General features: G+C 39.8%; 25 protein-coding genes and 1 pseudogene. 23 read left to right on the top strand and 3 right to left on the bottom strand.

The genetic code is table 11. The features are described from left to right. Nucleotides 1–50: 50 nt before the first annotated feature. Nucleotides 51–989 carry an IS3 family transposase gene (locus DV702_RS11235; RefSeq protein WP_114924845.1) on the bottom strand — a complete coding sequence of 313 codons (939 nt, stop codon included), beginning with the start codon at nt 987–989 and terminating at the stop codon, nt 51–53. Next, nucleotides 878–1,447, bottom strand: coding sequence for a helix-turn-helix domain-containing protein (locus tag DV702_RS11230; protein ID WP_114924844.1), 570 nt, complete (start codon nt 1,445–1,447; stop codon nt 878–880). The genes DV702_RS11235 and DV702_RS11230 overlap by 112 nt, the downstream gene beginning before the upstream one ends. A 55-nt stretch (nt 1,448–1,502) precedes the next feature. On the opposite strand from DV702_RS11230, the pseudogene DV702_RS11225 reads away from it, so the two are divergent. Then, nucleotides 1,503–1,682 (top strand): annotated as a pseudogene (locus DV702_RS11225) (hypothetical protein); the annotation flags it as partial. Between the two features lie 609 nt (nt 1,683–2,291). Here DV702_RS11225 and DV702_RS11220 read toward each other — a convergent pair. Further along, entirely contained in the window at nt 2,292–3,092 is an 801-nt protein-coding gene (locus DV702_RS11220; RefSeq protein WP_114924843.1) for an IclR family transcriptional regulator domain-containing protein, read from the bottom strand. Between the two features lie 120 nt (nt 3,093–3,212). Here DV702_RS11220 and DV702_RS11215 point away from each other — a divergent pair, with 120 nt between their 5' ends. The 22 genes from DV702_RS11215 (at nt 3,213) to DV702_RS11110 (ending at nt 24,949) form a co-directional block, all read left to right on the top strand. Next, a complete protein-coding gene (locus DV702_RS11215) occupies nt 3,213–4,355 on the top strand; it encodes a muconate/chloromuconate family cycloisomerase (protein WP_114924842.1) in 1,143 nt (380 codons plus the stop codon). Continuing rightward, a complete protein-coding gene (locus tag DV702_RS11210; RefSeq protein WP_114924841.1) occupies nt 4,342–4,809 on the top strand; it encodes a DUF3237 domain-containing protein in 468 nt (155 codons plus the stop codon). Before DV702_RS11215 ends, DV702_RS11210 begins: the two co-directional genes overlap by 14 nt. A gap of 15 nt (nt 4,810–4,824) precedes the next feature. Next, entirely contained in the window at nt 4,825–5,667 is an 843-nt protein-coding gene (locus tag DV702_RS11205) for an alpha/beta fold hydrolase (RefSeq protein WP_114924840.1), read from the top strand. Continuing rightward, nucleotides 5,664–6,356: a CoA transferase subunit A gene (locus tag DV702_RS11200; protein ID WP_114924839.1), complete on the top strand. Its 693-nt coding sequence runs from the start codon at nt 5,664–5,666 to the stop codon at nt 6,354–6,356. Before DV702_RS11205 ends, DV702_RS11200 begins: the two co-directional genes overlap by 4 nt. Beyond that, nucleotides 6,349–7,002 carry a 3-oxoacid CoA-transferase subunit B gene (locus tag DV702_RS11195; RefSeq protein ID WP_371682708.1) on the top strand — a complete coding sequence of 218 codons (654 nt, stop codon included), beginning with the start codon at nt 6,349–6,351 and terminating at the stop codon, nt 7,000–7,002. Before DV702_RS11200 ends, DV702_RS11195 begins: the two co-directional genes overlap by 8 nt. Then, entirely contained in the window at nt 7,002–8,204 is a 1,203-nt protein-coding gene (locus DV702_RS11190; RefSeq protein ID WP_114925915.1) for a thiolase family protein, read from the top strand. Before DV702_RS11195 ends, DV702_RS11190 begins: the two co-directional genes overlap by 1 nt. A 167-nt stretch (nt 8,205–8,371) precedes the next feature. Beyond that, nucleotides 8,372–10,162, top strand: coding sequence for a XylR N-terminal domain-containing protein (locus tag DV702_RS11185; RefSeq protein WP_114924837.1), 1,791 nt, complete (start codon nt 8,372–8,374; stop codon nt 10,160–10,162). 296 nt (nt 10,163–10,458) lie between these two features. Then, nucleotides 10,459–12,003, top strand: coding sequence for a 4-hydroxyphenylacetate 3-hydroxylase family protein (locus DV702_RS11180; protein WP_114924836.1), 1,545 nt, complete (start codon nt 10,459–10,461; stop codon nt 12,001–12,003). A gap of 41 nt (nt 12,004–12,044) precedes the next feature. Then, entirely contained in the window at nt 12,045–12,827 is a 783-nt protein-coding gene (locus DV702_RS11175; RefSeq protein ID WP_114924835.1) for a dioxygenase family protein, read from the top strand. Nucleotides 12,828–12,885: 58 nt separating this feature from the next. After that, complete coding sequence (locus tag DV702_RS11170) at nt 12,886–13,434, top strand: FAD synthetase family protein (protein ID WP_114924834.1); 549 nt, start codon at nt 12,886–12,888, stop codon at nt 13,432–13,434. Between the two features lie 26 nt (nt 13,435–13,460). After that, entirely contained in the window at nt 13,461–13,940 is a 480-nt protein-coding gene (locus DV702_RS11165) for a flavin reductase family protein (protein ID WP_114924833.1), read from the top strand. A gap of 321 nt (nt 13,941–14,261) precedes the next feature. After that, nucleotides 14,262–15,044, top strand: a complete 783-nt coding sequence (locus DV702_RS11160; protein ID WP_114924832.1) for a dioxygenase family protein — start codon at nt 14,262–14,264, stop codon at nt 15,042–15,044. 182 nt (nt 15,045–15,226) lie between these two features. Beyond that, nucleotides 15,227–15,571, top strand: coding sequence for an RNA-binding protein (locus DV702_RS11155; protein ID WP_114924831.1), 345 nt, complete (start codon nt 15,227–15,229; stop codon nt 15,569–15,571). Next, nucleotides 15,558–17,447, top strand: coding sequence for a XylR N-terminal domain-containing protein (locus DV702_RS11150; protein ID WP_114924830.1), 1,890 nt, complete (start codon nt 15,558–15,560; stop codon nt 17,445–17,447). The genes DV702_RS11155 and DV702_RS11150 overlap by 14 nt, the downstream gene beginning before the upstream one ends. 18 nt (nt 17,448–17,465) lie before the next feature. Then, entirely contained in the window at nt 17,466–17,951 is a 486-nt protein-coding gene (locus DV702_RS11145) for a flavin reductase family protein (RefSeq protein ID WP_114924829.1), read from the top strand. A 131-nt stretch (nt 17,952–18,082) separates the two neighbouring features. Then, a complete protein-coding gene (locus tag DV702_RS11140; protein ID WP_114924828.1) occupies nt 18,083–18,340 on the top strand; it encodes a ferredoxin in 258 nt (85 codons plus the stop codon). A 129-nt stretch (nt 18,341–18,469) separates the two neighbouring features. Next, complete coding sequence (locus tag DV702_RS11135; protein WP_114924827.1) at nt 18,470–19,495, top strand: NAD(P)/FAD-dependent oxidoreductase; 1,026 nt, start codon at nt 18,470–18,472, stop codon at nt 19,493–19,495. Between the two features lie 107 nt (nt 19,496–19,602). Then, nucleotides 19,603–19,995, top strand: a complete 393-nt coding sequence (locus DV702_RS11130; protein ID WP_371682707.1) for a VOC family protein — start codon at nt 19,603–19,605, stop codon at nt 19,993–19,995. A gap of 387 nt (nt 19,996–20,382) precedes the next feature. Beyond that, nucleotides 20,383–21,519: an acyl-CoA dehydrogenase family protein gene (locus DV702_RS11125; protein WP_114924825.1), complete on the top strand. Its 1,137-nt coding sequence runs from the start codon at nt 20,383–20,385 to the stop codon at nt 21,517–21,519. Between the two features lie 116 nt (nt 21,520–21,635). After that, nucleotides 21,636–22,916, top strand: coding sequence for a Rieske 2Fe-2S domain-containing protein (locus tag DV702_RS11120; RefSeq protein WP_114924824.1), 1,281 nt, complete (start codon nt 21,636–21,638; stop codon nt 22,914–22,916). Further along, entirely contained in the window at nt 22,916–24,115 is a 1,200-nt protein-coding gene (locus DV702_RS11115) for a dipeptidase (protein WP_114924823.1), read from the top strand. Before DV702_RS11120 ends, DV702_RS11115 begins: the two co-directional genes overlap by 1 nt. A gap of 66 nt (nt 24,116–24,181) precedes the next feature. Further along, nucleotides 24,182–24,949 (top strand): SDR family NAD(P)-dependent oxidoreductase, encoded by a 768-nt coding sequence (locus DV702_RS11110; RefSeq protein WP_114924822.1) that lies wholly within the window; start codon nt 24,182–24,184, stop codon nt 24,947–24,949. Nucleotides 24,950–24,957: the final 8 nt, after the last annotated feature.

Raw genomic sequence — 24,957 nt, 5'->3', positions numbered from 1 at the left:
CATGGAGGATATGGTCTTCTGATGTGACCCCTTAAAGTTAGAGTTTTATATTAAGCTGCTAGTTGGCTGGTGTGAAGTCGGTATTGTACCGGACTCATGCCAGCCAATTTCTGTTTGATCCGTTTATTATTGTAATACTGAATATAAGTCTCGATATCCCGTTTTAATTCCTCGTACGTGCGAAGTTTTTCTCCATAATACATTTCTTGTTTTAATAACCCAAAGAAATTTTCCATAGGCGAATTGTCCAGGCAGTTTCCTTTGCGTGACATGCTTTGGAACACGCCATGTTCTTTTAGCGCATCGCTCCACTGTGCGTGTTGATAGTGCCAGCCTTGATCTGAATGAATGGTCGTTCGGAATCGTGCATCTTTCACGATTTGAAGCGCGTCTTCTAAAGGTTTCATCACAAAGTCGAGCGTTGGATGCATACTGATTCCGTGGGATAGAATTTCTCCGTTGTACATGTCCATCATCGGGCTAAGATAAAGTTTCCGACCATCAGAACACTTAAATTCTGTAATGTCAGTCGTCAATTTTTGATAAGGGATCGGTGTATCGAAGCGACGGTTGATACGATTCTTCGCCACGGTGCCGATTGTCCCTTTGTACGAACTATAGCGCCGTGATTTCCGAATGAACTTATCGCACTTCAAACCGAGCTTCCTCATGATCCGCTGCACCTTTTTATGATTCACAAGGATTCCTTTGTTTTTCAACTCCAATCGGATTCTACGGTAGCCATAGTTTCCATCGTTCGCCTCAAAAATGGATTGAATCATTTCTTCCAGCTCTTGAAGCGGATTACCTTGGTTCAATCGTTTCACATGATAATGATACGATGACTCGGGAATGCCTACAATTTGAAGGACATCTTTTAATCGAAATTCTTCTTTGAGTTCGAATGATAGCGCTGTTTGTGCTTTTCTAGATAGCCATCCGGATCCATCTGAAAAGCTTTTAACTTTTTTAAATACGCTACTTCCAATCGTAGGAGTTCATTCTCTCGTTCTAATTTCTGTTCACGTGTTAGTGTATCCTGTGGGGCAGGCTGTGTGCTTCGTTTAACGTTCTTCGCTTTATCTGACATAGCTGGCCGTCCTTTCGGTTGATCCAGGGCTTCCGCACCGCCTTCAAGGAACTTCTTGTTCCATGAAGAAATCATCGGTGGATTCGTTAGGCCGAAATGAAGTGCCGTTTCTGTCAGCGAAGCGCCTGTCCGTTTCCTAAAGTTTAGTACATCCAGCTTGAATTGAACAGAATAAATTTCATTGATATTTTTTCTAGTTAACCCTTCTACACCGTACTTTTGATACGCCAGGACCCAATTTATAATTTGTTGATGTGACTTCACACCATACTTTTTCGCTAATTTACTGTAACCAAGTTCTCCCTTTAGGTACTCTAGAACAATCCGCACCTTAAATTCTTCATTATATTTCACCATAAGAAAACACCCCAAAAAGTTAGATTGTAACTCTAACTTTTGGGGTGCACATCATCTTGAAGTGAGCCCCGGCATTATATCCTCCGGGTGTCCATACTGCTTGACGATGTTGTCTGACGGAACGAAAGCGGTAGAAGTGGGAGATCAAGTCGGAACATATGATATAGCAGAATTGCTTGAGCGTTCTATTTTTGGAGAGGTTTTTGAACCTGAAATGGAAAAACAAGAAGGTTAGTTATACAGTAGTAAGAAGTAGATGAAGTTTGAAAGAACATATACTGGGGTGTCCAGAAAGTCAGTAACTTCTGATTTTCTAGGATGCCCCCTTTTTGTATGGAAACAAATCATTTTTTGATGTTTCTTTCTGTTATGCATAGAGCGAAGACTGATAACCATTGGGTCATGGGTCCTAAATAGTTATATTTTAACGGATGAGTGTGATTGGGAATCGTATAGAATATCGTTTCGTTGCGTTCCAGCCGGACGCGTTCAGAACCGGATGTTCCATCTGTCGACCTAATCCTTCCTGAATCGCCAGCTTACACTTTTAGCTGTTCTCTATAGAGTGAGGAAGTTGCCAACCATTTGCTTATCGTTTCTGGAAAGTTGGAATGTAACGGATAAGAGAGAATGGAAATGTAGAGAATCGCTTGTTATTTCGGACTTACAACCAACGATCAAATAAACTCTGGCAGGATATAGCGAATTGTTTTTTCTGCTTATTTCATGTTGAAAACTTATTAGATAGTCACAGTTCATTTTGTTGTTGGAAGTAGTACGAGTTTAGAGATCACTGAAAGAAAAGTTTAGTTCATTCAACATGATTTATCATTCACAAATCCTTTTATAATCTCTCCACTCGATGTGATTTAGAAATATCGATACTGATTTTTTCAGCAGTCTCTAATAACTTTGGAAGGAAATGATTTTCAACTACTTCCTTATTAATACGATCTGCGTTTGAAGAAATATTAATAGCCGCTATGACTTTCCCTTCGTGATTTCGAATGGGAGCTGCTAAGGAACTTAATCCTTCTTCGAGCTGTTGTTCGACAAATGCCCAGCCATCAATCTTAATTTGGGAAAGCCTTTCGCGTAACTGTGATTGACTTTCAATTGTTCTATTTGTAAGAGGTGTGATAGTGGTATGGGCCAGATAATTGTCTAGTTCAGCTGGAGGCAAGTGAGCGAGTAATACTTGCCCCATAGAAGTTGCGTATGCAGGTAATCGGGAGCCCACATCCAATGAAATCATCATAATTCTCTTAGTAGGAATTCTAGCGACATAAACGATTTCTGTTCCGTCTAAAACTGAGATGGAAGTAGATTCTCCTGTTTGTTCGACGAGCTCCCTCATATGCGGATGGACGATAGACCAGATGTTTTTTGAAGACATATAAGCATAGCCTAAAGACAATATGCGCGAGGTTAATGAGTAATGTCCATCGATAGATTGTACATAGCCTAAACTTTCTAAGGTTAGTAATATTCTACGAACGGCGGGTCTGCTTAAAGAAGTGATTTTAGCAGCCTCGCTTACTGTAAGCGATGGATGTTCGTGTGAAAATGCTTGAATTACTAGTAAACCTCGCTCTAAAGATTGCATGAAATCTGCATCTTTAATGGAATTATTTGAATCTTTCATTGACAACCTACCTACTTTCATGATTATATTAGTTTGTACGATAAATAATATGATTGTACGTTAATCGTACAACAAACAAATAAATTAAGCAATAATAATTTTATTAAGGGAGACAACAATATGAAAACAATGATTAAAAATATTCATTCCATAATTGTAGATGTTCCTATTAAAAGACCTCACCAATTTTCTACGGAAATTGTTTCAACTAAAAGTTTTGTAGTAATCCAAATAGAATTAGAAAATGGATTGATTGGTATTGGAGAAGGGACGACACCTGGAATCTGGTGGAACGGCGAAAGTGTAGAAACAATGCAACTCGTCATCGATCAGTATTTAAAGCCTTTGCTCATTGGTCAGGATCCTAGAAATATTGAACAATTGCTACAGCTGTTTGATCGTCATGTACGTTCGAATCCTTTTGCGAAGGCAACCGTTGAAATGGCGCTTTTCGATGTCGTTGGAAAAATATACAACGCACCTGTCCATCAATTGCTAGGAGGATTATTCCAAAGTTCGATCGATGTGAAATGGGCGCTAGCGACTGGAGATGCTGATGGAGATATTGCAGAAGGAAAAGAACTTGTTAGCAGTAACACATATAAAGACTTCAAAATAAAAGCAGGGAAGTTCCAACCGGCAGATGATGCAAAGCGGGCGATCAAGATTGCGGAAGGATTGCGTGGAATTTCAACGATTGGTATTGATCCGAATGGGTCATGGGATACAGTAACGGCTGTACGTTGGATGGATCGCTTGCATGACGCCGGAGTAGATTTCCTAGAGCAGCCTCTAGCGCCGCTTGATTACAGAGGAGCAGCTAAACTTGTAAGTATGCAAAAGGTTCCAGTCATGGCAGATGAAAGCGTGGCAACGATCCAAGACGCGCAAAGACTGGTAGAGGAAAAAGCGGCAGACATTTTCTCGCTTAAAATTCACAAGTCTGGCGGCATGCGAAATACATTGAAAATAGCTGCCATTGCAGAGGCAGCAGGAATTGAATGCTTCGGAGGGACTTCGTTAGAAAGTTCAATTGGGTCAGCTGCTAGCATCCATGCATTCGGAACAATCCGCAACTTGGCGTACGGTTGTGAAACATTCGGACCTCCATGGCTTGCGGATGATTTAGTGAAAAATCCGTTGGAATTCAAAGAAGGAAAAGTACTCATTCCAACAGGTGCCGGCTTAGGCGTGGAATTGGATGAAAAGAAAATCGAAAAATACAAGAGAAAGAAGGAGGAAGTCACAAATGGCGTATTTTGATGCACCAAAACTTAGTTTTTTATTTGATTTGGAATTAGTAGTAGAGAAAGCTCATTTGCCGGGAACGACTCCGATCGGCACTAGACGCATTATCCGTGTAGAAGGTGGGCACTTTGGTGGTGGGGAAGTAATAGGCAACGTGGTTCCAGGCGGTGACGATTGGATAACGGTTCGAGAAGACGGAACGATTATACAAGATGTACGTATTCTGCTGAAAACGGACGATGAAGAATTAATTATGATGTCTTATCGAGGAATTCGCACCGGAGAAAAAGATGTGCTCGCTCGTCTGGATCGCGGAGAAGATGTAAATGTAGAAGAGTATTATTTCCGGACGAACCCGGTGTTTGAAACGGCATCTGAAAAATATGATTGGATGAATAAACGAATTTTCATCTCTACAGGCCAGCGATTGCCTACCGGTGTAAAGTACTCTGTCTATCAAGTGGATTAAGAGGAGGATTTGAAGATGTTAAAAGACGTAGTAATTAACGACAATATAAAACTTGCGGTATGCGATACACCAGGTGAGAAAGGAACGATCATTGCTGTCCATGGCTTAACGGGTAATCATAAAACCTTTGACCACTACAGAAACTTGCTGGAAGGAGATTACCGGTTCATCAGCTATGACTTACGTGGAAGAGGTAATAGTAGTCCTGCTGATGAACAAACTACTTTATTCCTGCATGCGGAAGATCTAAAGACCTTTATAAAAGAGCAAGGCATTGAACAACCAATTTTACTCGGCTATTCTATGGGTGCATACATCTGCGCGCAAGTGGCAAGTGAGATCGATGTGAAGGCGCTCATCTTATTGGATGGTGCAGGAACGACGGAAGAACGCCAGCGGGCACTCATCGTTCCGTCCCTTAGCCGTCTCAGAAAAGAATATGAATCAGAAGAGGATTACGTGGCGCAAACGAAAGCGATTTATGAGTCGTTACATGTTCCATGGGATGACATGGTTGAAGGGGTTACGCGTTATGAAGTGAAAAAAACTGCGGATTCGTACAGGCATAAGTCTGAAGCGTCAGCGATGGAAAAGGACTTTACTAGTTTTTATGACTTCGAGCCGCAAGAAGTATTCAAAAGAATATCGTGTCCTATTCTGCTCGTCATCGCTTACGGAAAACTAGGTCAGAAAGATTCCTTATTCACGAGAGAAACGTATGATGAAACGTTAGTGGCGGCGAAAGACATAACGAGTATTGAAGTACCGGCAAATCATTATACGCTTATGTTTGAGCAACAGCCTGAAGTGGAAAAATCCATTCTGAAATTTCTAAATGATGAAGAGGTGAAGAAATGAACGTAGACAAACAAGTATCTATTGATGAAGCACTAAAACATATTAAATCCGGCCATACATTAATGGTAGGTGGCTTCGGTCTGGTAGGAAGCCCATTATCAATCATTGAACGTCTAACAGCACACGATGTGTCGGAATTGACTGTCGTTAGTAATAACGTAGGAGAGGCTGGAGAAGGTCTCGGTATGTTATTGAGACAGGGCAAATTAAAGAAGGCGATCGGTTCATATTTCACAAGTAACCGCGACGTTGCGAAGTATTATAACGCAGGAGAGTTGGAACTAGAGTTGCTTCCACAAGGAACGCTGTCAGAAGCGATTCGTGCAGGCGGAGCAGGAATTGGCGGATTTTACACAAAAACGGCTGTAGGAACAAATTTGGCTGAAGGAAAAGAGCTCAAGGAGATTAATGGGAAAACGTACTTGCTTCAGGAAGGGTTAACAGCTGACGTAGCGATTATCAAAGCATGGAAAGCTGATCGTCTAGGGAATTTAGTATATTACAAAACTGCCCGCAACTTTAATCCTAATATGGCGACTGCAGCTTCTTATGTAATTGCTGAGGTTGATGAAATCGTTGAAGTAGGAGAGCTTCCACCGGATGAAATAGTAACACCTCATCTATATGTAGATGCCATTGTGAAAAGTGAATTGACATTGACAAAAGAAGGAGTGAAGAATATTGGGTAATAGTAGAGAACTCATCGCAAAACGTGCCGCAGCTGAACTTACACCCTATTCTTTTGTAAACTTGGGGATTGGTATTCCGACATTGGTTGCAGATTTTATCGACGAAGAGTTATACACATTGCACACGGAAAATGGTATGTTAGGTGTGACATCCGTCGAAGATGAGGCCATTGACCCTTTCATCGTAAATGCCGGAAAGTTGCCTGTCGGCGAAGCGATAGGAGCTTCGTATTTCAGTAGTGCAGATTCGTTTGCGATGATTCGTGGCGGCCATATTGATGTAGCTATATTAGGTGCATTGCAAATTGATTCAAAAGGTAGAATAGCGAACTGGGCGATACCGGGAAAAGATATTATCGGTGTTGGCGGGGCGATGGATTTGCTGGAAGGTGCGAAAAAAATTATCATTACGACCAATCATGTAGCGAACGACGGCAGTCCGAAAATCGTCGATGAATGCACGTTCCCTATTACGTCTGAGCGCGTAGCTGAAACGATTATTACGGATATGGCTGTATTTAATTGGCGGGGAGAGCATTTTGAACTGGTCGAATTGATGGGTGATAGCACGATTGAAGAAGTGCAAGCCAATACAACTGCTTATTTTACAATTAACGAGCAGTTGTTGCAGGAGGGAAACGTATGATGCGCGAAGTAGTAATTGTGGATGCAGTAAGAACACCTATCGGCCGGTACAAAGGTCAGTTCAAATCTGTACGTCCAGATGACTTAGGGGCAATTGTTATTAAGTCGCTGGTCGAGCGTAATCCCGCACTGTCCCCTGAGTTGATCGATGATGTAATGATGGGAAATGCGAATGGATCTGGAGAAGATAATCGCAACGTCGCAAGAATGTCGTTATTGCTTGCGGGATTGCCCGAAACCGTGAGTGGTACAACTATCAATCGGCTGTGCGGTTCAAGTCTAGATGCAGTAAGTCTGGCGGCACGTTCGATTTTATCTGGAGAATGTGATGTCATCATTGCAGGGGGAACAGAAAGCATGACCCGCGCTCCTTTTGTCATGGGCAAACCAGAGACTGATTTTCCGCGCGGGGATTTAGGATTGATCGACACAACTATGGGCTGGCGTTTTAAAAATCCTCAACTAGATCAAATGTATGGAACAGAAACGATGCCTCAAACTGCCGAAAATGTAGCAACCCAATATAATGTATCAAGAGAAGATCAAGATGCCTTCGCCTATCGTAGTCAACAACTGGCAAAGAAAGCAATGGAATCGGGTCGTTTTACTGACGAAATCATCCCGGTAACGATTACCGATCGTAAAGGTGTAGAAACAGTTATCGACACCGATGAACACCCTCGTCCGGACACAACGATAGATAAGCTGACTAAGTTACGTCCGTTATTTCCTGAAGGAACTGTGACTGCGGGGAACGCGAGCGGTATAAATGACGGCGCTTCCGGCGTCTTAATGATGAGTGCAGAAATGGCTGAAAAGCTTAATCTGAAACCATTAGTGAAATTTGTAGGGTCGGCCACTGCTGGTTTGGCGCCTTCTGTTATGGGGCTAGGACCCATCTATTCAACAAAGAAATTGATGGATAAATATAATCTGACGGCTGCTGACTTTGATTTAGTTGAAATCAACGAAGCATTTGCCTCGCAGTCTATTGAGTGCGTAAAACAGCTAGAGCTGGATATTGACAAAGTAAATGTAAACGGCGGCGCAATTGCTTTGGGACATCCGCTTGGGGCGAGCGGAACACGTATTTTAACGACGCTTATTTATGAGATGAAAAAAAGAGACGCTACATTAGGCCTCGCTTCTATGTGTATCGGAGTCGGTCAAGGAATTTCAGTAGTTGTCGAAAATATAAAATGATTGATGAAAAATGATGATGTGTTCACGGAAGACATCATCATTTTTTCTTAATGATAGAAAGAAATGACGCACTGCTTTGAAAGCGATTACAAATTATAGATACTTTTATTTTGAAAGATAGAAGGAGTTTATCAATATAGTAAATAGATGGTAAAGGGGCGGCATGAATGAAAGCTAATCATTTACTTTTACAAAATGTAATTGATATTAATCCTCGAACGGGAATTATTAAACTGCACGACAAAAGAATGGGCTTGATCTCTGTAGAAGCACTCGGCATACTCCGCAATGATTTGATCAATACATTAGGAAAGGAACGCGCAAAAGGCTTTCTCATGCGCTATGGTTGGGCATGCGGAAAAAGAGCTGCAGAATCGTTAAATGAAAAGTATACATGGGAATCTACAGAAGAGTTAATATTAGCGGGACCTGTCATGCATATGTTGGAAGGAATTGTAACCGTTGAAACAGATATTTTAGAAATCCGAGGTAATCACTTATATCTTACAGGTTATTGGAAAAATTCTTTTGAAGTTGCCAACCATATTGCTGAGAATAATATGCGAAATGAGTCAATATGCTGGACATTAATTGGCTACGCGAGCGGATATTTAACTGAAACCTTTGGCGAACCGGTAGTAGTCTACGAAAAGTACTGCAGAGGAAAAGGAGATGCGGAATGTTATTTTATCGCAGAAACTGCCAAACATTGCGATGAAAAATATTTAATCGATCAACGCTACTACCAAAACGAGTCTTTGCAAGCAGTTCTAGAAGATGTTTACTCGGAGATTGAACAGTTGAATGAAAACATCATCGAGGCGGAAGAAGTGCAAAATCAGTTGACAGAACTGTTTTTGGAAGACCGAGATATTAACGATATTACAAGTGCCATCAGCAATGTCTTGCGACGCAGCATTGTGATCGACCATTATGATGAAGTGTACTCATCCCATTTTCAAAGTTCTGAAGATGAAGAATCCTATAAGAAGTTGAAAGCAAGCAAAGTTGTAACCAATCAGCAAGACGGCTTGTTTTTTGAATCTTTTTTAATCAAAAGCAATAAAGTTATACTGGGCAATCTAGTCGTCATGGGAAAGCAAAAGTTAAACCATAAAGAGGAAATGATTATTAAAAGATCGTTGATGGTCTTTACGATCCAAATGTATCATCAACGCAAAATGACAGAGTCGCTTTGGAATAAAAGAGAAGACTTTTTTGATGAATTGCTGACGAATAAAGTAATGGACGAAAAGGCATTATCCAGACAAGCTGCTCTTTTCGGTTTTAACATAGACGAACCTCATCGTATTCTCGTCATAAAGGTGATTCCGCCAAAAATGAAAGAAAGGGTATTACGTTTTTTGACGAACAAATATCCGTCATTTGATTTGTTTCTCAAAGATGAATACATCATAATCATTACGGCTGAAACGGAAGAGTGGGACATCGGAGAGCTACCTGGTAACTTGATGAATGATATAGAAATACAGTTACCAGATGCCATTTTGCACATTGGTTCTGGACGCCAGATAGATTCCATTGATAAATTACGAGAGAGTTATATAGATGCTAAAAGAATTTGCGACTTTGTACAGCTGACGTATCCGCTGAGTAGCAGACATGCGACATATAAAGACTTTGAAGGAGTCATGATGTTCTTGAAAGGAACTGATCATCAAGAACTACTGCATTTCTACATGAATACAATCGGTTCATTGGTAAAATATGACGAAGACAACTCCGGAAGTCTATTAATTACATTGAAATGTTATTTAGATAATAACGGCAACCTTCAACAGACAGCTGACGATTTACATCTATCCATTGCCGGTTTACGCTACCGTATTGAAAGAATTGAGTCATTGAGTGACATCGATCTGAAAACAGGATCAGGCAGATTCAATGGTCAATTGGCAACAAGAATTTATTTCGGCTTAAAAGTGATGGGGAATTAAATAGGTATGAATAGACTGAAAACAACAGAAGAATGTTTCCGATAAGCTATTCAAACAAAGAAGGCAGAGAAAAAGCACCCCTTTTTCTCTGCCTTCTTGTGAGTAAAAGCGGGCTTCATGAAACTTCGCGCACCGATAGCGCCAGTGTCTTCCTCTTGAACCCGCCATTGAACACTACCCCCACAAAAACTGCTAGTCATATTTGGATTATTAATAGATATTTGCAGTTACGAATAGTCTCAAATGCATGTAATATTCAGATTAGTAAGCGGTTACAAAAAAAGGGAGGCATTTAAATGACAGTAAAACAAGCAGTTAGATTACCATTGACTGGAGCAGAGTACCTTGAAAGTTTAAGAGACAATCGTGAAATTTGGCTACATGGTAAAAAGGTTGAAGATGTAACAACTCATCCAGGCTTTAGAAATAGCGCTCGTTCCATCGCTAGCCTTTATGACGCATTACACGATCCTGAAAAAAAAGATATATTAACGAGGAAAACAGATACTGGCAATGGTGGCTATACACAACGCTTCTTTGTACCAGATGAATCACCTGAAGATTTATTTAAAACACGCGACGCAATTGCTGAATGGGCTAAAATGTCTTATGGACAAATGGGACGTTCACCAGATTATAAAGCATCTTTCTTAGCGACGTTGGGAGCAAACCCGGAGTATTATGGAGAGTACGCTGACAATGCCCGCAGATGGTATAAAGAAGTACAAGAAAAGAACTGGTTCTTCAACCATGCAATCATTAACCCACCGGTTGATCGGGACAAACCAATTGATGAAGTGAAAGACGTATTCATTCATGCTGTTAAAGAAACTGAAGAAGGCGTAGTGGTGAGTGGAGCTAAGATGGTTGCTACCGGATCTGCACTTACTAACTATAACTTTGTAGCTCATTACGGTGCGTTGGCCATTCCGAGTGAAGAGTATGCACTTGTATTCGTCGCTGATATGAATACACCAGGTATTAAATTGGTTTGTCGTGCATCTTATGAAATGAATGCTGCAGTAACGGGTAGCCCGTTCGATTATCCGTTAAGCAGTCGATTTGATGAAAATGATTCGGTACTTGTTTTTGAAAACGCTTTAATTCCATGGGAAAATATTCTCGTATATAAAGATATTGAAAAAGCAAATTCGTTTTTTGCGGAAAGCGGCTTTTTGCATCGCTTAACATTCCATGGTGTAACAAGATTTGCAGTGAAGCTAGACTTCATTTCCGGTTTACTTATTAAAGCGTTACGTGGGAATGGAACAGATTCATTCCGTGGAGTGCAAGCTCAAATCGGTGAAGTGATTGCTTATCGGAATATGTTCTGGGCAATAAGTGATGCAATGGCATTGAATCCTGAAAAAGGCGCCCATAACACGGTCTTGCCAAATCTGGAATATGGGTTAGCGTATCGTGTATTCATGTCTGATGGCTGGTCACATGTGAAAAATATTGTGGAAACGGTTGTCGCAGGAAGTCTGATCGTTCAACCATCCAGTGCTGATGACTTCAAGAATCCTGAACTGCGCCCGATCATCGATAAATTATATCGTGGATCGAACGGTATCGATGCAGAAGAGAAAATCAAGGTGATCAAACTACTTTGGGATGCAATTGGGACAGAGTACGGTGGTCGTCATGAGTTATACGAAAGAAACTATTCAGGAAACAACGAAAATATTCGCCTAGAAAATCTAACGACAGCAAAAGCTAGTGGTCGAGCGCAAAAATTCGAAGACTTTGTACAGAAGTGTTTAGATGATTACGATTTAGATGGCTGGGTAAATCCGACTTGGGTTAATAACGATGATGTACATGCATATAGTAAAAAGTAATTTCTGAGCAGTTGAATAGAAAAAATTAGGGGGAAATCACAATGATAAAGTCAGAAACGAAAAAGAACGAACGCGTAGAAGAGGTTTTTAATTTATTCATATCTCACGTACAAAACTTCTTGAAAGAAGCTAATTTAAACCATGAAGAGTATACAAACTTCGTAAATTGGGCTGACCGTCTAGGACGTGCCGGAGAACTACCGCTATACGCGGATGTCTTTCTCGAAAGTCATGTGTTACGAGCGATGTATACAGACAAGCCTGGCACGCAGCCTTCACTGCTTGGACCGTATTTCATCGAGGGAACTCCTCTAATTGAAGCTGAACCTGGACAACCACTTGTATTGACTCAACGTCCTGATGAGCCTGGTGATGTCATGTACTTTAGTGGAAATGTAAGCAGTACAAATGGACAACCACTTGCCAAAGCAAGAGTGGAAATGTGGCAGAATGACGCTTCTGGAAAATATTCGGCATTTGATTCAGATGCACCGAAATATAACTTTAGAGGACATTTCTATACAGATGAAAACGGGGATTTTGAAGTGAAAACGATAGTTCCCCTCCCATACTCGATTCCAACAGACGGACCAACAGGGGAGTTTTTGGAGTACACAGATCAGCATCCAATGCGACCTGCCCATTTACATTTAATGTTTGAAGCAGAAGGTCACGAAACACTAATCACTCAAGTATTTTTCGAAGGCGATGAATGGTTAGAGACGGACGTAGCAGATGGAGTACGCTTGGACTTGATGACGAAAATAGAAGAAAAAGATGGTCATAAAGTTTCTTCATTGGATTTTGTAATGCGCGCTGAATAAGTGACATAGGGGAGGGGGTTCTCCTCCTTTAAATAATTGAGAAAGCGAGGCGACTAGTATGATTTGTTTACAAAACAATCAATTAGAATTGAATCAGTCCGTCGTAACGATTGGTGCTTTTGACGGTATTCATAGGGGACACCAGGCTTTGATAAAAAATGCTAAAGCACGTGCGGATAGTTATGGAGTGCCATTGGTTGTTTATACATTTGATCCACCACCTAAAGTCTATTTCCAAAATCAATCGATCTTAACTCCTTTGTCTGAAAAGAAGAAGTTTCTAGAAGAGTTAGGTGTCTCCTATACTGTCTTCGCCTCGTTTGATCAAACATACGCTTCAAGAAGTGTGAAAGAATTTATAGATGAGTTACGTCTAGTGAATCCTCAAGAAGTATGGGTCGGTCCGGAATTTAATTTCGGTAAAGGTAAAAGTGGTTCAATTGTAGATTTGGCTGAACATTTTACTGCTTTTCAACACCCTGTCGTTACGTGTCCGGAAGGCGAAGTCATCTCCTCCACTAGAATTCGAGAATTATTTAAACATCAAAATATTGAGCAAGCTTATTATTTACTTGGCAGGAAACCATATGCTGTAACTAATGCATAATTAGATTAATATAGGAGGTTATATGAATGGATAGTAGAGAATTTAGAAATTGTATGGGTAAATTCGCAACAGGCGTAACCGTCGTGACATGCAAAACAGAAAACGGATTCCATGGACTAACAGCAAACTCTTTCACATCTGTTTCCCTTGATCCTCCGCTAGTTTTAGTATCAGTCGATCGTAAAACGAAAGCATTTGAACATATGAAAAATAATGCATTCACAGTAAATATTTTAAAATCTACACAAGAAGATGTAGCGATGCATTTCGCTGGCCGCCCGAAAGAAGTTGCTCCTTTTACATGGGTAGAAGGTGAACACGCTCCACGCCTTGAAGAATCTCTTGCGCATATTGAATGTAAGCCATGGCAAGAATATGATGGCGGAGATCATGTGTTGTTTGTAGGAGAAGTTCAGGAGTTTGTCAGTAATGAAGGCGATGCTTTAACTTATTTTGGTGGTACATTCGGAAAGCTTACAAATGACGTAGTGAAAGTAAGTTCTTAAAGTAATGAGCTGGAAGACTGGACGAGTTTCTTTCTCAGCATATTCTGAAGAATTTAGTAAGAAAACAAGCGTAGAGACCGGTGAGTCTTTTATGCTTGTTTTTTTATGCTTTTCCAGGTTTATCTTCAATAAAACTAATATTAAAAGCTACGAAAAAGTTAGTATGATTATGTCTTATTATTGCGTATAGTTAAACCTAAACATATGTTGAATTGCTGTTTAGATTCCCTTAAGATGTAACTGTAGAAGAAATATTCAAACTCTTTTGCAGATTCACGCTATCTCAAAACATGGAAATAATTTAAACAGGGGGACTAGATTATGCAAAAAGAAGCAATTAAAAAAAATGATCGCGTCGTAGAGGTTTTCGATTTATTCGTAAAACATATCCAAGCATTTTTCGAAGAGGCGAAACTAAACCATGAAGAGTATACAAACTTTGTGAACTGGGCGGATCGGTTAGGTCGCACTGGCGAACTGCCACTGTTTGCAGACGTATTTTTAGAGTCACACGTACTCCGAGCTATGTATACAGATACGCCAGGAACGCAACCGTCGCTACTAGGACCTTACTACATTGAAGGTTCGCCCTTGATCGAATCTAAAAATTGTGAACCACTTGTACTCACGCAACGCCCTGACGAAGCAGGAAAAGTATTGTACTTTAAAGGAAATGTCAGTAGCGTCGACGGTCATCCGCTAAGTAATATTAAAGTGGAAATGTGGCAAAATGATGCGGATGCTACGTATTCTGCGTTTGACTCCGTTGCACCGAAGTACAATTTAAGAGGTCACTTCTATACTGACGAAAATGGGGATTTCAAAGTAAAGTCGATTATGCCTACTCCTTATCCAATTCCGACAAATGGTCCTACAGGAGAGTTTTTGGAATATGCGGATAAGCAACCAATGCGTCCGGCCCATTTGCATTTAATGTTTGAGGCGGAAGGTCATGAAACGCTAATTACTCAAGTATTCCCTGATGATGATGTTTGGTTAGAAGAAGACGTAGCAGATGGCGTTCGCTTAGACTTGCTGACAAAGTTTGAAGATGTAGGAGATCATGTGGAAGCAAGCTTAGACTTTGTAATGCGCAAGAACTGATAACGATAATAGGCAAAAAACGTTATATCGTAGGATATACAAATTTGAATTAACAAAGTATTGAAAGCGCTATCAACTGAAGACGTTTATAATGTGCGGAGAGTAGAATATTCACAAAGATGGAGCGAAGCTACATTTTTGTGAATTCTACTTTCTGCAAAGTAAATAAGGAGGTGTCAAATATGTATGCATTTGAACTGAATATAGTGAATTCTCAAGAGCAAATTGACGAACTTTTTCATTTACCTGATAGACGTTTTTTTGACTGGTGTGCGAAGAGTTACTCAATCAACAAAGGAATATTTAATGTAATAGATAGTTGGTTATTTGATTATGGCTTAAAAGATATCGTTTCTAGGCGTAAAGCAATGGATCAATATTTGAACTACCTATTGTTGCACGGTTTTTACAATGAAAAAAAGCTTTATTTACAGTTTGGAAAAAAAGGGGTAACGGAGAGCCTTTCTGATTTTGCTGCACAGCACTTATCCATAATGCATTGCGCAGGTGATTATGTTGAAGCTTAAAGCGAATGAATTCACTTTGAATAATATGTTGACGATTTCCACGAAGCCTGGAGAAAGACTGCAAGATCTAAACTTTTCATTGAGCAGCATGGATGCGTGGGGAGTACTTCGGACTGATCTCATCAACGCTCTTGGCATTCAACGAGCTAAACGCTTTATTTTAAGGTACGCATACCGAACAGGGATGCACGAGGCTCGTATTCTAAAAGAAAGAATTGATTGGAATAGTGAATTAGAATGGCTGATTGCAGGGTCGAAAATGCATGATTTGACAGGAAGGGCATTATCTTATCCAGAACACTTCAATGTCGATATGGAAGAAGGGAACTTCAATGTCTCTGGCTACTGGATAGATTCTGCAGAAGTCAAGCAACACTTAGAATATTTCCCAATGAGCAATGAGGCCATCTGCTATTTCTTAATTGGTTATGCAAGCGGCTATACAAGTGAATGTATGGGGAAAAAAATTATTTTTAAAGAAGTGAAGTGCAAAGGTAAAGGCGATGAACATTGTAGCTATATTGGGAAAACAATAGAAGAATGGGGAGATGAAATTACCGAAGAACTCCTCTACTACGAAGATGAAGACATGTCAGACGAACTGGATCAAATGTATAGGCGTATAGAACGTCAAAAAGACAGACTAGAGACAGGGTATGCAGTAAGTCGTAATCTTACAAAGGCAATGCTTCAAGGAGGAAGCTTCAAGGAGTTCGCTGAAATTTTGGGACAAAGTCTACACTCTTCCGTGTTGATAGAAAATCAATATTACGAAACACTCGGTACCTATCGAGGTAATCCGGGATTGGAAGAGAAAATGTCGGCAGTAAATTTTTGGGAAGAAAAAACAGAAAATATTCCAGAGTATGTAGAAACAGAGCTGAAAGACAAGACGTTTACTTTGTTAACCGTACCGATTTTGCTTGAAAATAATATTTTTGGATTTATAACAGTAACATTGAACAGAAGAGCTGATAATTTTCATGTGGATTTACTTGAAAGAGTAGCTGTAGTGATTGCTTTATATATGCAGAATGAGCGTGTGGCAATTGAGACAGAGCAAAGACTTAAGGGAGAACTGCTTGAGCAATTATTTAATGGAAAGAACAAAGATGTCGGGGAGATCCACAATAGGTTCTCATATTTAGGATATGACTTAAACCGTCCCCATTACATCATTTACATTGAAATAAATGATCGAAACATAGAAGAAGAATTTTATGCAAATGTCAACTATTTAAAAGTGAGAAATCAACTGACTGATCTGTTTCAGGGAGGAAATAAATACACAGTAAATATTCCAGTCCTTACTAAACTCAATACAATCCAGACTATTGTACCAAAAGAGTATCTTGATAAAGAGAAGATAACGATACAGGAATTCGGAAATCGATTATTGAAGAAAATAGATAGGGAAGACAAGCAAGTGGCTATTGGAATTAGTGATATTACAGAAAAAATTCAGGATTTCCATAACCGAATGAAAGAAGCTAAAAAAGCTGTTGAGTTGGCAAAGTACAGATCAAAAGATTCCAGTGTGATTCTAGCTAATGAATTAGGAAATTTGACATTGTTCCTACATGCGAGGGAACCGGAAGAATTGGAATTGTTCGCAAAAGAAAAGCTGAAAGAAATACTTGAATATGATGAGAAAAAGAACTCTGAGCTATTAGAAACGCTCTTTTACTACTCTCAAAACGAGTTTAATCTGCATAAAACTGCACGTGAAATGTCTATTTCTATTAGTGGAATGAGATATAGAATTTTACGGATTGAAGAATTACTTTCTGTGGATCTTTCAAATTCAAGTAGCCGTTTTGAAATACAAATGGCCCTGCAAATCTTTTTATTGCTTGGAAAAATCAAACGCACATAAATTAGAGGAGGAATAACTATGGATGCAAGAGAATTTAGAAATACCCTAGGACACTTCGCGACGGGTGTGACAGTCATTACGACTACTACTGATAAAGGTGAAAAAATTGGGTTGACTGCAAATGCATTTTCTTCTGTTTCATTAGACCCGCCATTGGTATTAGTTTGTATAGATAAGAAATCCAGCAGTTTGCAAACGTTGAAAAAAGATGTTCCATTTGCGATTAACATTCTTCAGAAAGGACAGGAAGAAGATTGCTGGCGTTTTGCAAAGAGGACGGAAGATAAATTTGCAGGGGCTTCCTACACCCTATCGGAAGACAGTGTTCCTTTGCTGAATGGAAACCTCGCTACTATTGAATGTGACGTAGCTGAAGTGATCGAAGGCGGAGATCATTATATCCTAACGGGCCATGTAAAAAGAGCTTCCTATGACGATGTAGCTGAACCGTTGCTTTTCTTTAGAGGAAAGATCGAACAGGTTGCGCAAGCAGAATTAGCATAATACTGGAATAAGCATTCCTATTGAAAGAACAGTTTGAGAAGAAAATAGAAAGCACAAAAAATACTGGTGGTTAAAGAAATATAAACATATAGAACATAGAATAAATCTCTTCAAAATAGGAGTGAGATATAATGGCGAAATATACGATTGTTGATCAGGAGACTTGTATTGCCTGTGGAGCGTGTAGTGGAGTTGCCCCTGAATTATATGACCATACAGATGACGGCGTATCCTACGTAATAATTGATGAAAATGAAGGGATGGTTGAAGTCCCAGAGGAATTTTATGATGATTTGGAAGATGCATATGAAGGATGTCCTAGTGAATCCATAAAAATTTCAGATACGCCATTCCATGGAAACGCACTGAAGTACGAAGAGGCTATGTAAAAGTATTGCCATTTGCATAGTAAACCAAGCAGGTATTTTAGTCTGTCCAAAGACGAAAATACCTTTTCTTTGCACATGTGTAAAGTACCTAGTCTGACTAACGAAAAGAAAAGTGAATGGAGTGGTTAAATGTACGAGAAAGATGAAGTGTTCGATATAACAATTATTGGTGGAGGTCCAGTAGGTTTGTTTACGGCATTTTATGCTGGATTACGTCAAGCACGAGTGAAAATTATAGAAAGCTTACCACAACTAGGTGGTCAACTTTCTGCATTATATCCAGAAAAACATATTTATGATGTAGCGGGCTTCCCTAAAATAACTGGGAAAGAATTAATTGATAATTTAACAGAACAAATGAATCAATTTGATCCAGCCGTAGTATTAAATGAGGCAGTCGAAACGTTGGAGAGACAACCTGACGGAGTGTTTAAAATTTTGACGAATAATTCAGTTCATTTTTCAAAAACGATTATCATTACAGCAGGAAATGGTGCATTTAATCCTAGAAAACTCGGAATCGACACGGCTGATAAATATGAAGGGGAAAATCTGCATTATTTTGTTAATGATATGCAGCAATTTGCAGGAAAAAAAGTTCAGTTGTTTGGCGGAGGAGATTCTGCAGTAGACTGGGCTCTTATGCTGGAGCCGATAGCTGAAGAAGTAATACTCACCCATAGACGTGAAAAATTCCGCGCGCACGAGCATAGTGTGGAGTTGCTTAAAAATTCTAAAGTTAAGATTATGACTCCTTATGTACCGCAAGAGTTCATCGGGGAAACTCAAATCGAACACGTCGTTCTAGAACATGTAAAAGGTGAAGGTACAAAGAGTATTGAAGTAGACGACGTAATAGTAAACTACGGTTTTATTTCTCAATTAGGCCCTATTAAAGAGTGGGGTCTTGAAATCGAGAAGAATAGTATCGTAGTTAACTCAAAAATGGAGACGAATATTGCGGGAATATATGCAGCGGGAGACATTTGTACATATGAAGGGAAAGTGAAGCTTATTGCCACTGGTTTTGGAGAAGCCCCTACTGCGGTCAGTAATGCAAAAGTATACATCGATCCTAGTTCTAAAGTACAAGCCCCACACAGCACGAGTGTTATGGATAAGAGTGAAGAGAAAATAGTCTCTGTCACGTTATGATATATAATCCACAAAAAATTAATCGGAACGAGATGTTTCTCGGTTCAGATTAATTTTTTTGTACCAATTATTGAAAAGCCACGAATAACTAATGATCAAAGGAGAATATGATGATAAAAAAAATTGAACACACAGGAATTATAGTAACAAACATGGATCGTTCGGTAGATTTTTATTCGAAAATGTTTGGATTTGTCGTAAGGTTACGTGGAAAGAGTGCTACACGTGAATTTGCATTTCTTTACGTAGAAGGATATCCAGAGACTGAAATCGAACTAATTAGAGATCTTGATCCCATTGAGAAATATAATGAAAATGGAATAGTAAACCATCTTGCTTTTACTGTGGAGTCCATTGATCGATCCATCGAACACTACGAAAGACTAGGGATTAATTTTTTAACGAGTCGACCCCAACCTACACTAGAAGGCGGTCGCATGATACTGTTTAATGGTCCAGATCAAGAGCTTTTACAACTAGTCGAACGTTTAAAAAAGTGATTTTTTATATAGATAACTAATGGAATAAAAGTTAATTTAGGACTTTTAGATATAAAAATAATAAATGGTATTTTATAATCCATCATATAAGTTAGGTATAAATACTATTTTATCATTAAAGTATTTCATGTTCTTTAAATACTAATCATACAGAATAATTAATATTTTTAGACCTAATGTGTAGTAGTTTAAATATTGCGAATGCTTTACTATAAATACTAGGTAATTTTTTAATAAGTAAGATGGTTCACAAGCTAGACTAAGAAAGTTTCTTCACCACAAAAATCTGTGACTTCGTTCAATGTTTGATTCTTAATAAAATATATACATCATTAATACAAGACGTATACATGACATGCAACGGTAGTTTATAGGGAGGATGGAAATATGACTATTCAAACAAAAGATCAAAGTCAAACTCAAAATCAGCTTAATCAAATATTGCAAGAAATTCGCGATCGACGAGAAGAATTCGAAGAGAAGCGCTACGTACCAAAAGATATGATAGCGAAACTGAAGAAAATGGGAGTGTATCGTGCCCATTCACCACAGTGCTTTGGCGGAGATGCTAGTTCGCCCATGGAGTTTTTGGAGTTGATTGAAAAGATTTCAGAAGCTGACGGTTCAGCAGGATGGGTAGCAAGCTTTGGGTCTGCCGCAGTCTATCTTGCAGCGTTGCCTAAAGAGACATTAGCTACCCTCTACGCGGAAAGCCCAGATATTGCATTTGCCGGAGGATTGTTTCCGGTTCAGCCTGCCAAAAGAGTGGAAGGGGGCTGGATAGTAAATGGAATATGGAAGTTCGCGAGCGGCTGTAAGGGAGCGGATATTCTTGGAGTAGGGATTGGTACCGGCGAAGGAGGAAAACCATTAACTGCTGTGTTAAAACCTGAAGATGTAGAAATTGTAGACAATTGGGAAGTTATTGGGATGCGTGGGACAGGAAGTCATGATCTTCATGTGAAAGATGTCTTTGTACCAGACGAGTGGACTTTTATACGTGGTGGCACGCCGTCTGTTGAAGAACCAATTTCTCAATTCCCTTCGATTGCTTATGCAGCGCAAGTATTGGCAGTAGTCAATCTAGGCGTAGCTCGTGCAGCGCTTAATGAAATCTCTTTAATGGCAGGACGTTCTGGTATTACGGGCGCACCGAAAATGGCAGATCGTGCATATGTACGAATTTCCATAGCAAAAGCAGAAGCTAAATTGAGATCCGCGCGTGCCTTTTTCTATGAGGCTACAGAAGTTGCTTGGAATTCAATCCTCAGTGGTGATGGCGTTTCAGATGATCAAACAAGTATGTTGCGACTAGCTGCAGCACAAGCAGCACGTGAAGGTGCGAGTGCTGTACAATCAGCATACTTACTCGCAGGAACTTCAGCGATTTATGATGGACATCCTCTACAGCGCTATTTACGAGATGCACTAGTTGTAACACAACATGCATTTTTGAACGAAAGTATGTATGACGGTGCAGGTTCAGTACTTTTAGGAGTTCAACCGATAAAAGGCTTTATTTAATAAAGTGACTACAAATAGTTTCTATATAACAAAACGAAATGAAAACGCTATCATTTCAATTTGTATTTGATGAAATGATTGACGTTAATTATATTAAACGACTAGGGGGAAATAACATGCTAACACCAGAAGATAATCAACTACTAACACAAACTGATGCAGGAACACCGATGGGAGAAGTTTTCCGTAGATACTGGATTCCGGCACTTCAAACGGAAGAGCTGATCAGTGACGGTAAACCTCAACGTGTCAAACTACTCGGAGAAGACTTAGTAGCGTTCCGAGACACGGAAGGAAAAGTGGGACTCGTCGATGAGCGTTGTCCACACCGTGGAACTTCACTGTACTACGGGATCAATGATGGCTGTGGATTGAGATGCATGTACCACGGCTGGAAATTCAATACAGACGGAGAATGTACGGAAATACCTTCTGAACCGACTGATGGGAAATTTAGAGAGTCTATTCAGTTAAAGAGCTACCCAACCAAAGAAGCAGGCGGTATTATATGGACGTATATGGGACCAAAAGAATCAGAACCAGATTTCCCGGACTTCTACTGGATGGGACTGCCGCGCAAAAACAACTTAGTGGAACGTGTATGGCAAGAGTGTAACTATGCACAGGCAATGGAAAACGACTTGGATTTTGTCCATGCGGCGTTCTTGCATAAAGCCCATGCGACCCAGGAAGTGGAAGAAGGAATTTTAAGCAGTGATTTAGGGATTGACCCGAATCACCCACTAGTAAAGAATCCGCCAGTTAAACAGTCGGTACAGGATACGAATTATGGGAAGCGATGCATTGCGGTAGGGATTGGGACAGAAGAAGAGAATGCGTTCATGGAAATACATTATATCTTCCCATTCTACACATATCCTCCACGATTTGGCGGAGAAGACGGCATGTGGCATGCATTCGTTCCACGCGATGACCATAGCACATGGACGTGGGATGTGCAGTTTGCGCATGACCGAGAGATCGATGTAGCCGCACAACATGCACGCCGTGGCTTGACATTGGATGAGGATCTAAGAAAAGTGGTCAATGCAGATGTGGAATATAATCAAGACCGTGAACTGCAAAAGACGGGGAACTTTACAGGGATTCGTGGAATTGCGAACCAAGACCACGCAGCGACAGAAACAATGGGGACGATTGTCGATCGTACACGTGAACGACTAGGGACGAGTGATTTGCCAATCATCCATATGCGCCGGATCCTTCTCCAACAAGCGAAAGCATTCCAACAGGGTGAAAGTCCGATGCTATTGGAAAATGAATCGCTCAAGACGTTATATAGTGAAGGTCTATACGATGACAAAGAGAAAAAGTGGCAAGAAGCATTCCCATTGAAAGAACAGTTTGAGAAGAAAAAGCAGGTTATCCAAAAGTAATGAATATAAAACAATACGAGGGGTATACGTCGTTTAGCTATTTGAAAGCGAACAAGGATTATAAAAAGTATGCCTTGGCGACAGATCTAAATCGTGTTCCTACTTATTCTCTTCATTTAACATCAAGTGAAGAGAATAAGTTACATGAAATTATGACAACAAGCACTATCGTATCGCTGAGGGATCACGGATTTATCGTTCCTGAAAAATATGAAGATATTCTACCATATTGTTCAGAGCTGCATACGTTTTTTCATTACGAGGGGATAGCGAAGTCAGGTATAGATATTATCTTTGAAAATTTCATGGATGGCATATCAACTATTACATCAAAAAATGGTTTGAAATGGGACGATGTAATTTATCTTTTGGGAATGAGATACGCAGACATCCAACGCCAAAACACAGTTTCTATTGCCCGGACGTACGATGATTTAACGAAAGCAAAGCAATTAAAACAAACAGCGCTTTTACCTTCTTTAGAGGCTGCAAGTATTTTGGAAAATGAGTTAGATCGTGTAGACATTTTATATGGATTTGGTATTCGTTGCATGGGGATTACATATAACGAATCAAATACACTAGGCTCAGGACTTGTTGAAAAGCGTGACGGCGGATTAACAAACTTCGGTCGCCGTGTAGTAAATCGTATGAATGCATTAGGTATGATTATCGATATTTCACATTGCGGAGACCAAACGAGCCTAGATGTGATTGAAGAAAGCTCGCATCCTGTACTCATGACTCACGCAGGAGCACGTGCTTTATGGAATACTCCAAGAATGAAGCCAGACCATGTTTTACAGGCGTGTGCGGATAAGGGTGGAATTATAGGTGTCTGTGCAGCACCTAATACGACGCTAACCAAAAGTTCCCCTAAACATTCCATAAATTCCGTAATGGAACATTTTGAATACCTAATAGACTTAGTAGGAATAGATCATGTTGGCTTAGGTCCGGATACGTTCTTTGGTGATCATGTAGCTTTGCAACATGCATTTGATGATATGTTAGGAATTTCTGCTTCACATAGTGGAGAGAATTTTACAGAATCACCTTATGTAGAGGGACTGGAAAATCCATCGGAAGCTATGAAAAATATGATTGGCTGGATTATAAAGCAGAATTATTCGAATGAAGATATTGAAAAAGTTGCAGGTGGTAACGCGATGAGGGTCATGAAAAAAATTCTTATATAAACTTTTATACGTATATTTTTCAAGTGATGTCCAAAGATATCGAATTTTACAATGATGGGGGCTAATATGATTGTGCAAAACAAAACGGCAAAACAAGTAGCTATCGTAACAGGCGCTGGCCAAGGATTAGGTTTAGCTATTGCTGAAAAATTTCTTTCAGAAGGAAAATGCGTAGTGTTCATTGATATCAATGAACAGTTACTTCAAGATGTCAAAACGTCAAGCTTAGTTAGTCCATCCAACTCTTCTCGAACGATGTTTTTACCTGTCGATGTATCAGATGTACAGGCTATTAAAAACAGTGTGAAAAAAGTAGTGGAACATTGGGGTCGAATTGATATTTTAGTAAATAACGCTGGAGTTAGAAAAGAGACTTCTGTAGAAGATATAACAGAAGATGAATGGAATCTAATTTTATCAGTCAATCTTGGCGGAACTTTTTTCTTTTCACAAGCCGTACTTGATATGATGAAACAACAACAAAGTGGGCGCATCGTCAATATTTCCTCTTATGGTGGACAGGCAGGGCCTCTTTCGTCAGGAGCACATTATTGTGCCTCCAAAGCAGGACAACTTGTACTCACGAAATCTTTTGCCAGATCTTTAGCGGGGCAAGGAATAACAGTTAATTCCATTGCGCCTGCAGCGATAAATACCCCAGAAATGGATACGATTGACCCCGAAAAATTAGAAAAAATGAAAGAAAGTATACCCGTACAACGGTTTGGTGAAGCGGACGAAGTGGCTCAGCTAGTTTCTTATCTATCGTCAGAAGCTGCGAGTTATATTACGGGTGCCACATTCGACATAAATGGCGGTTTATTTATGAGATAGAATCTACA

The organism is Sporosarcina sp. PTS2304, assembly GCF_003351785.1.
Classification (GTDB): domain Bacteria; phylum Bacillota; class Bacilli; order Bacillales_A; family Planococcaceae; genus Sporosarcina.
The sequence above is the reverse complement of the archived record's forward strand: the minus strand, read 5'-3'. Positions and strand labels throughout refer to the sequence as shown.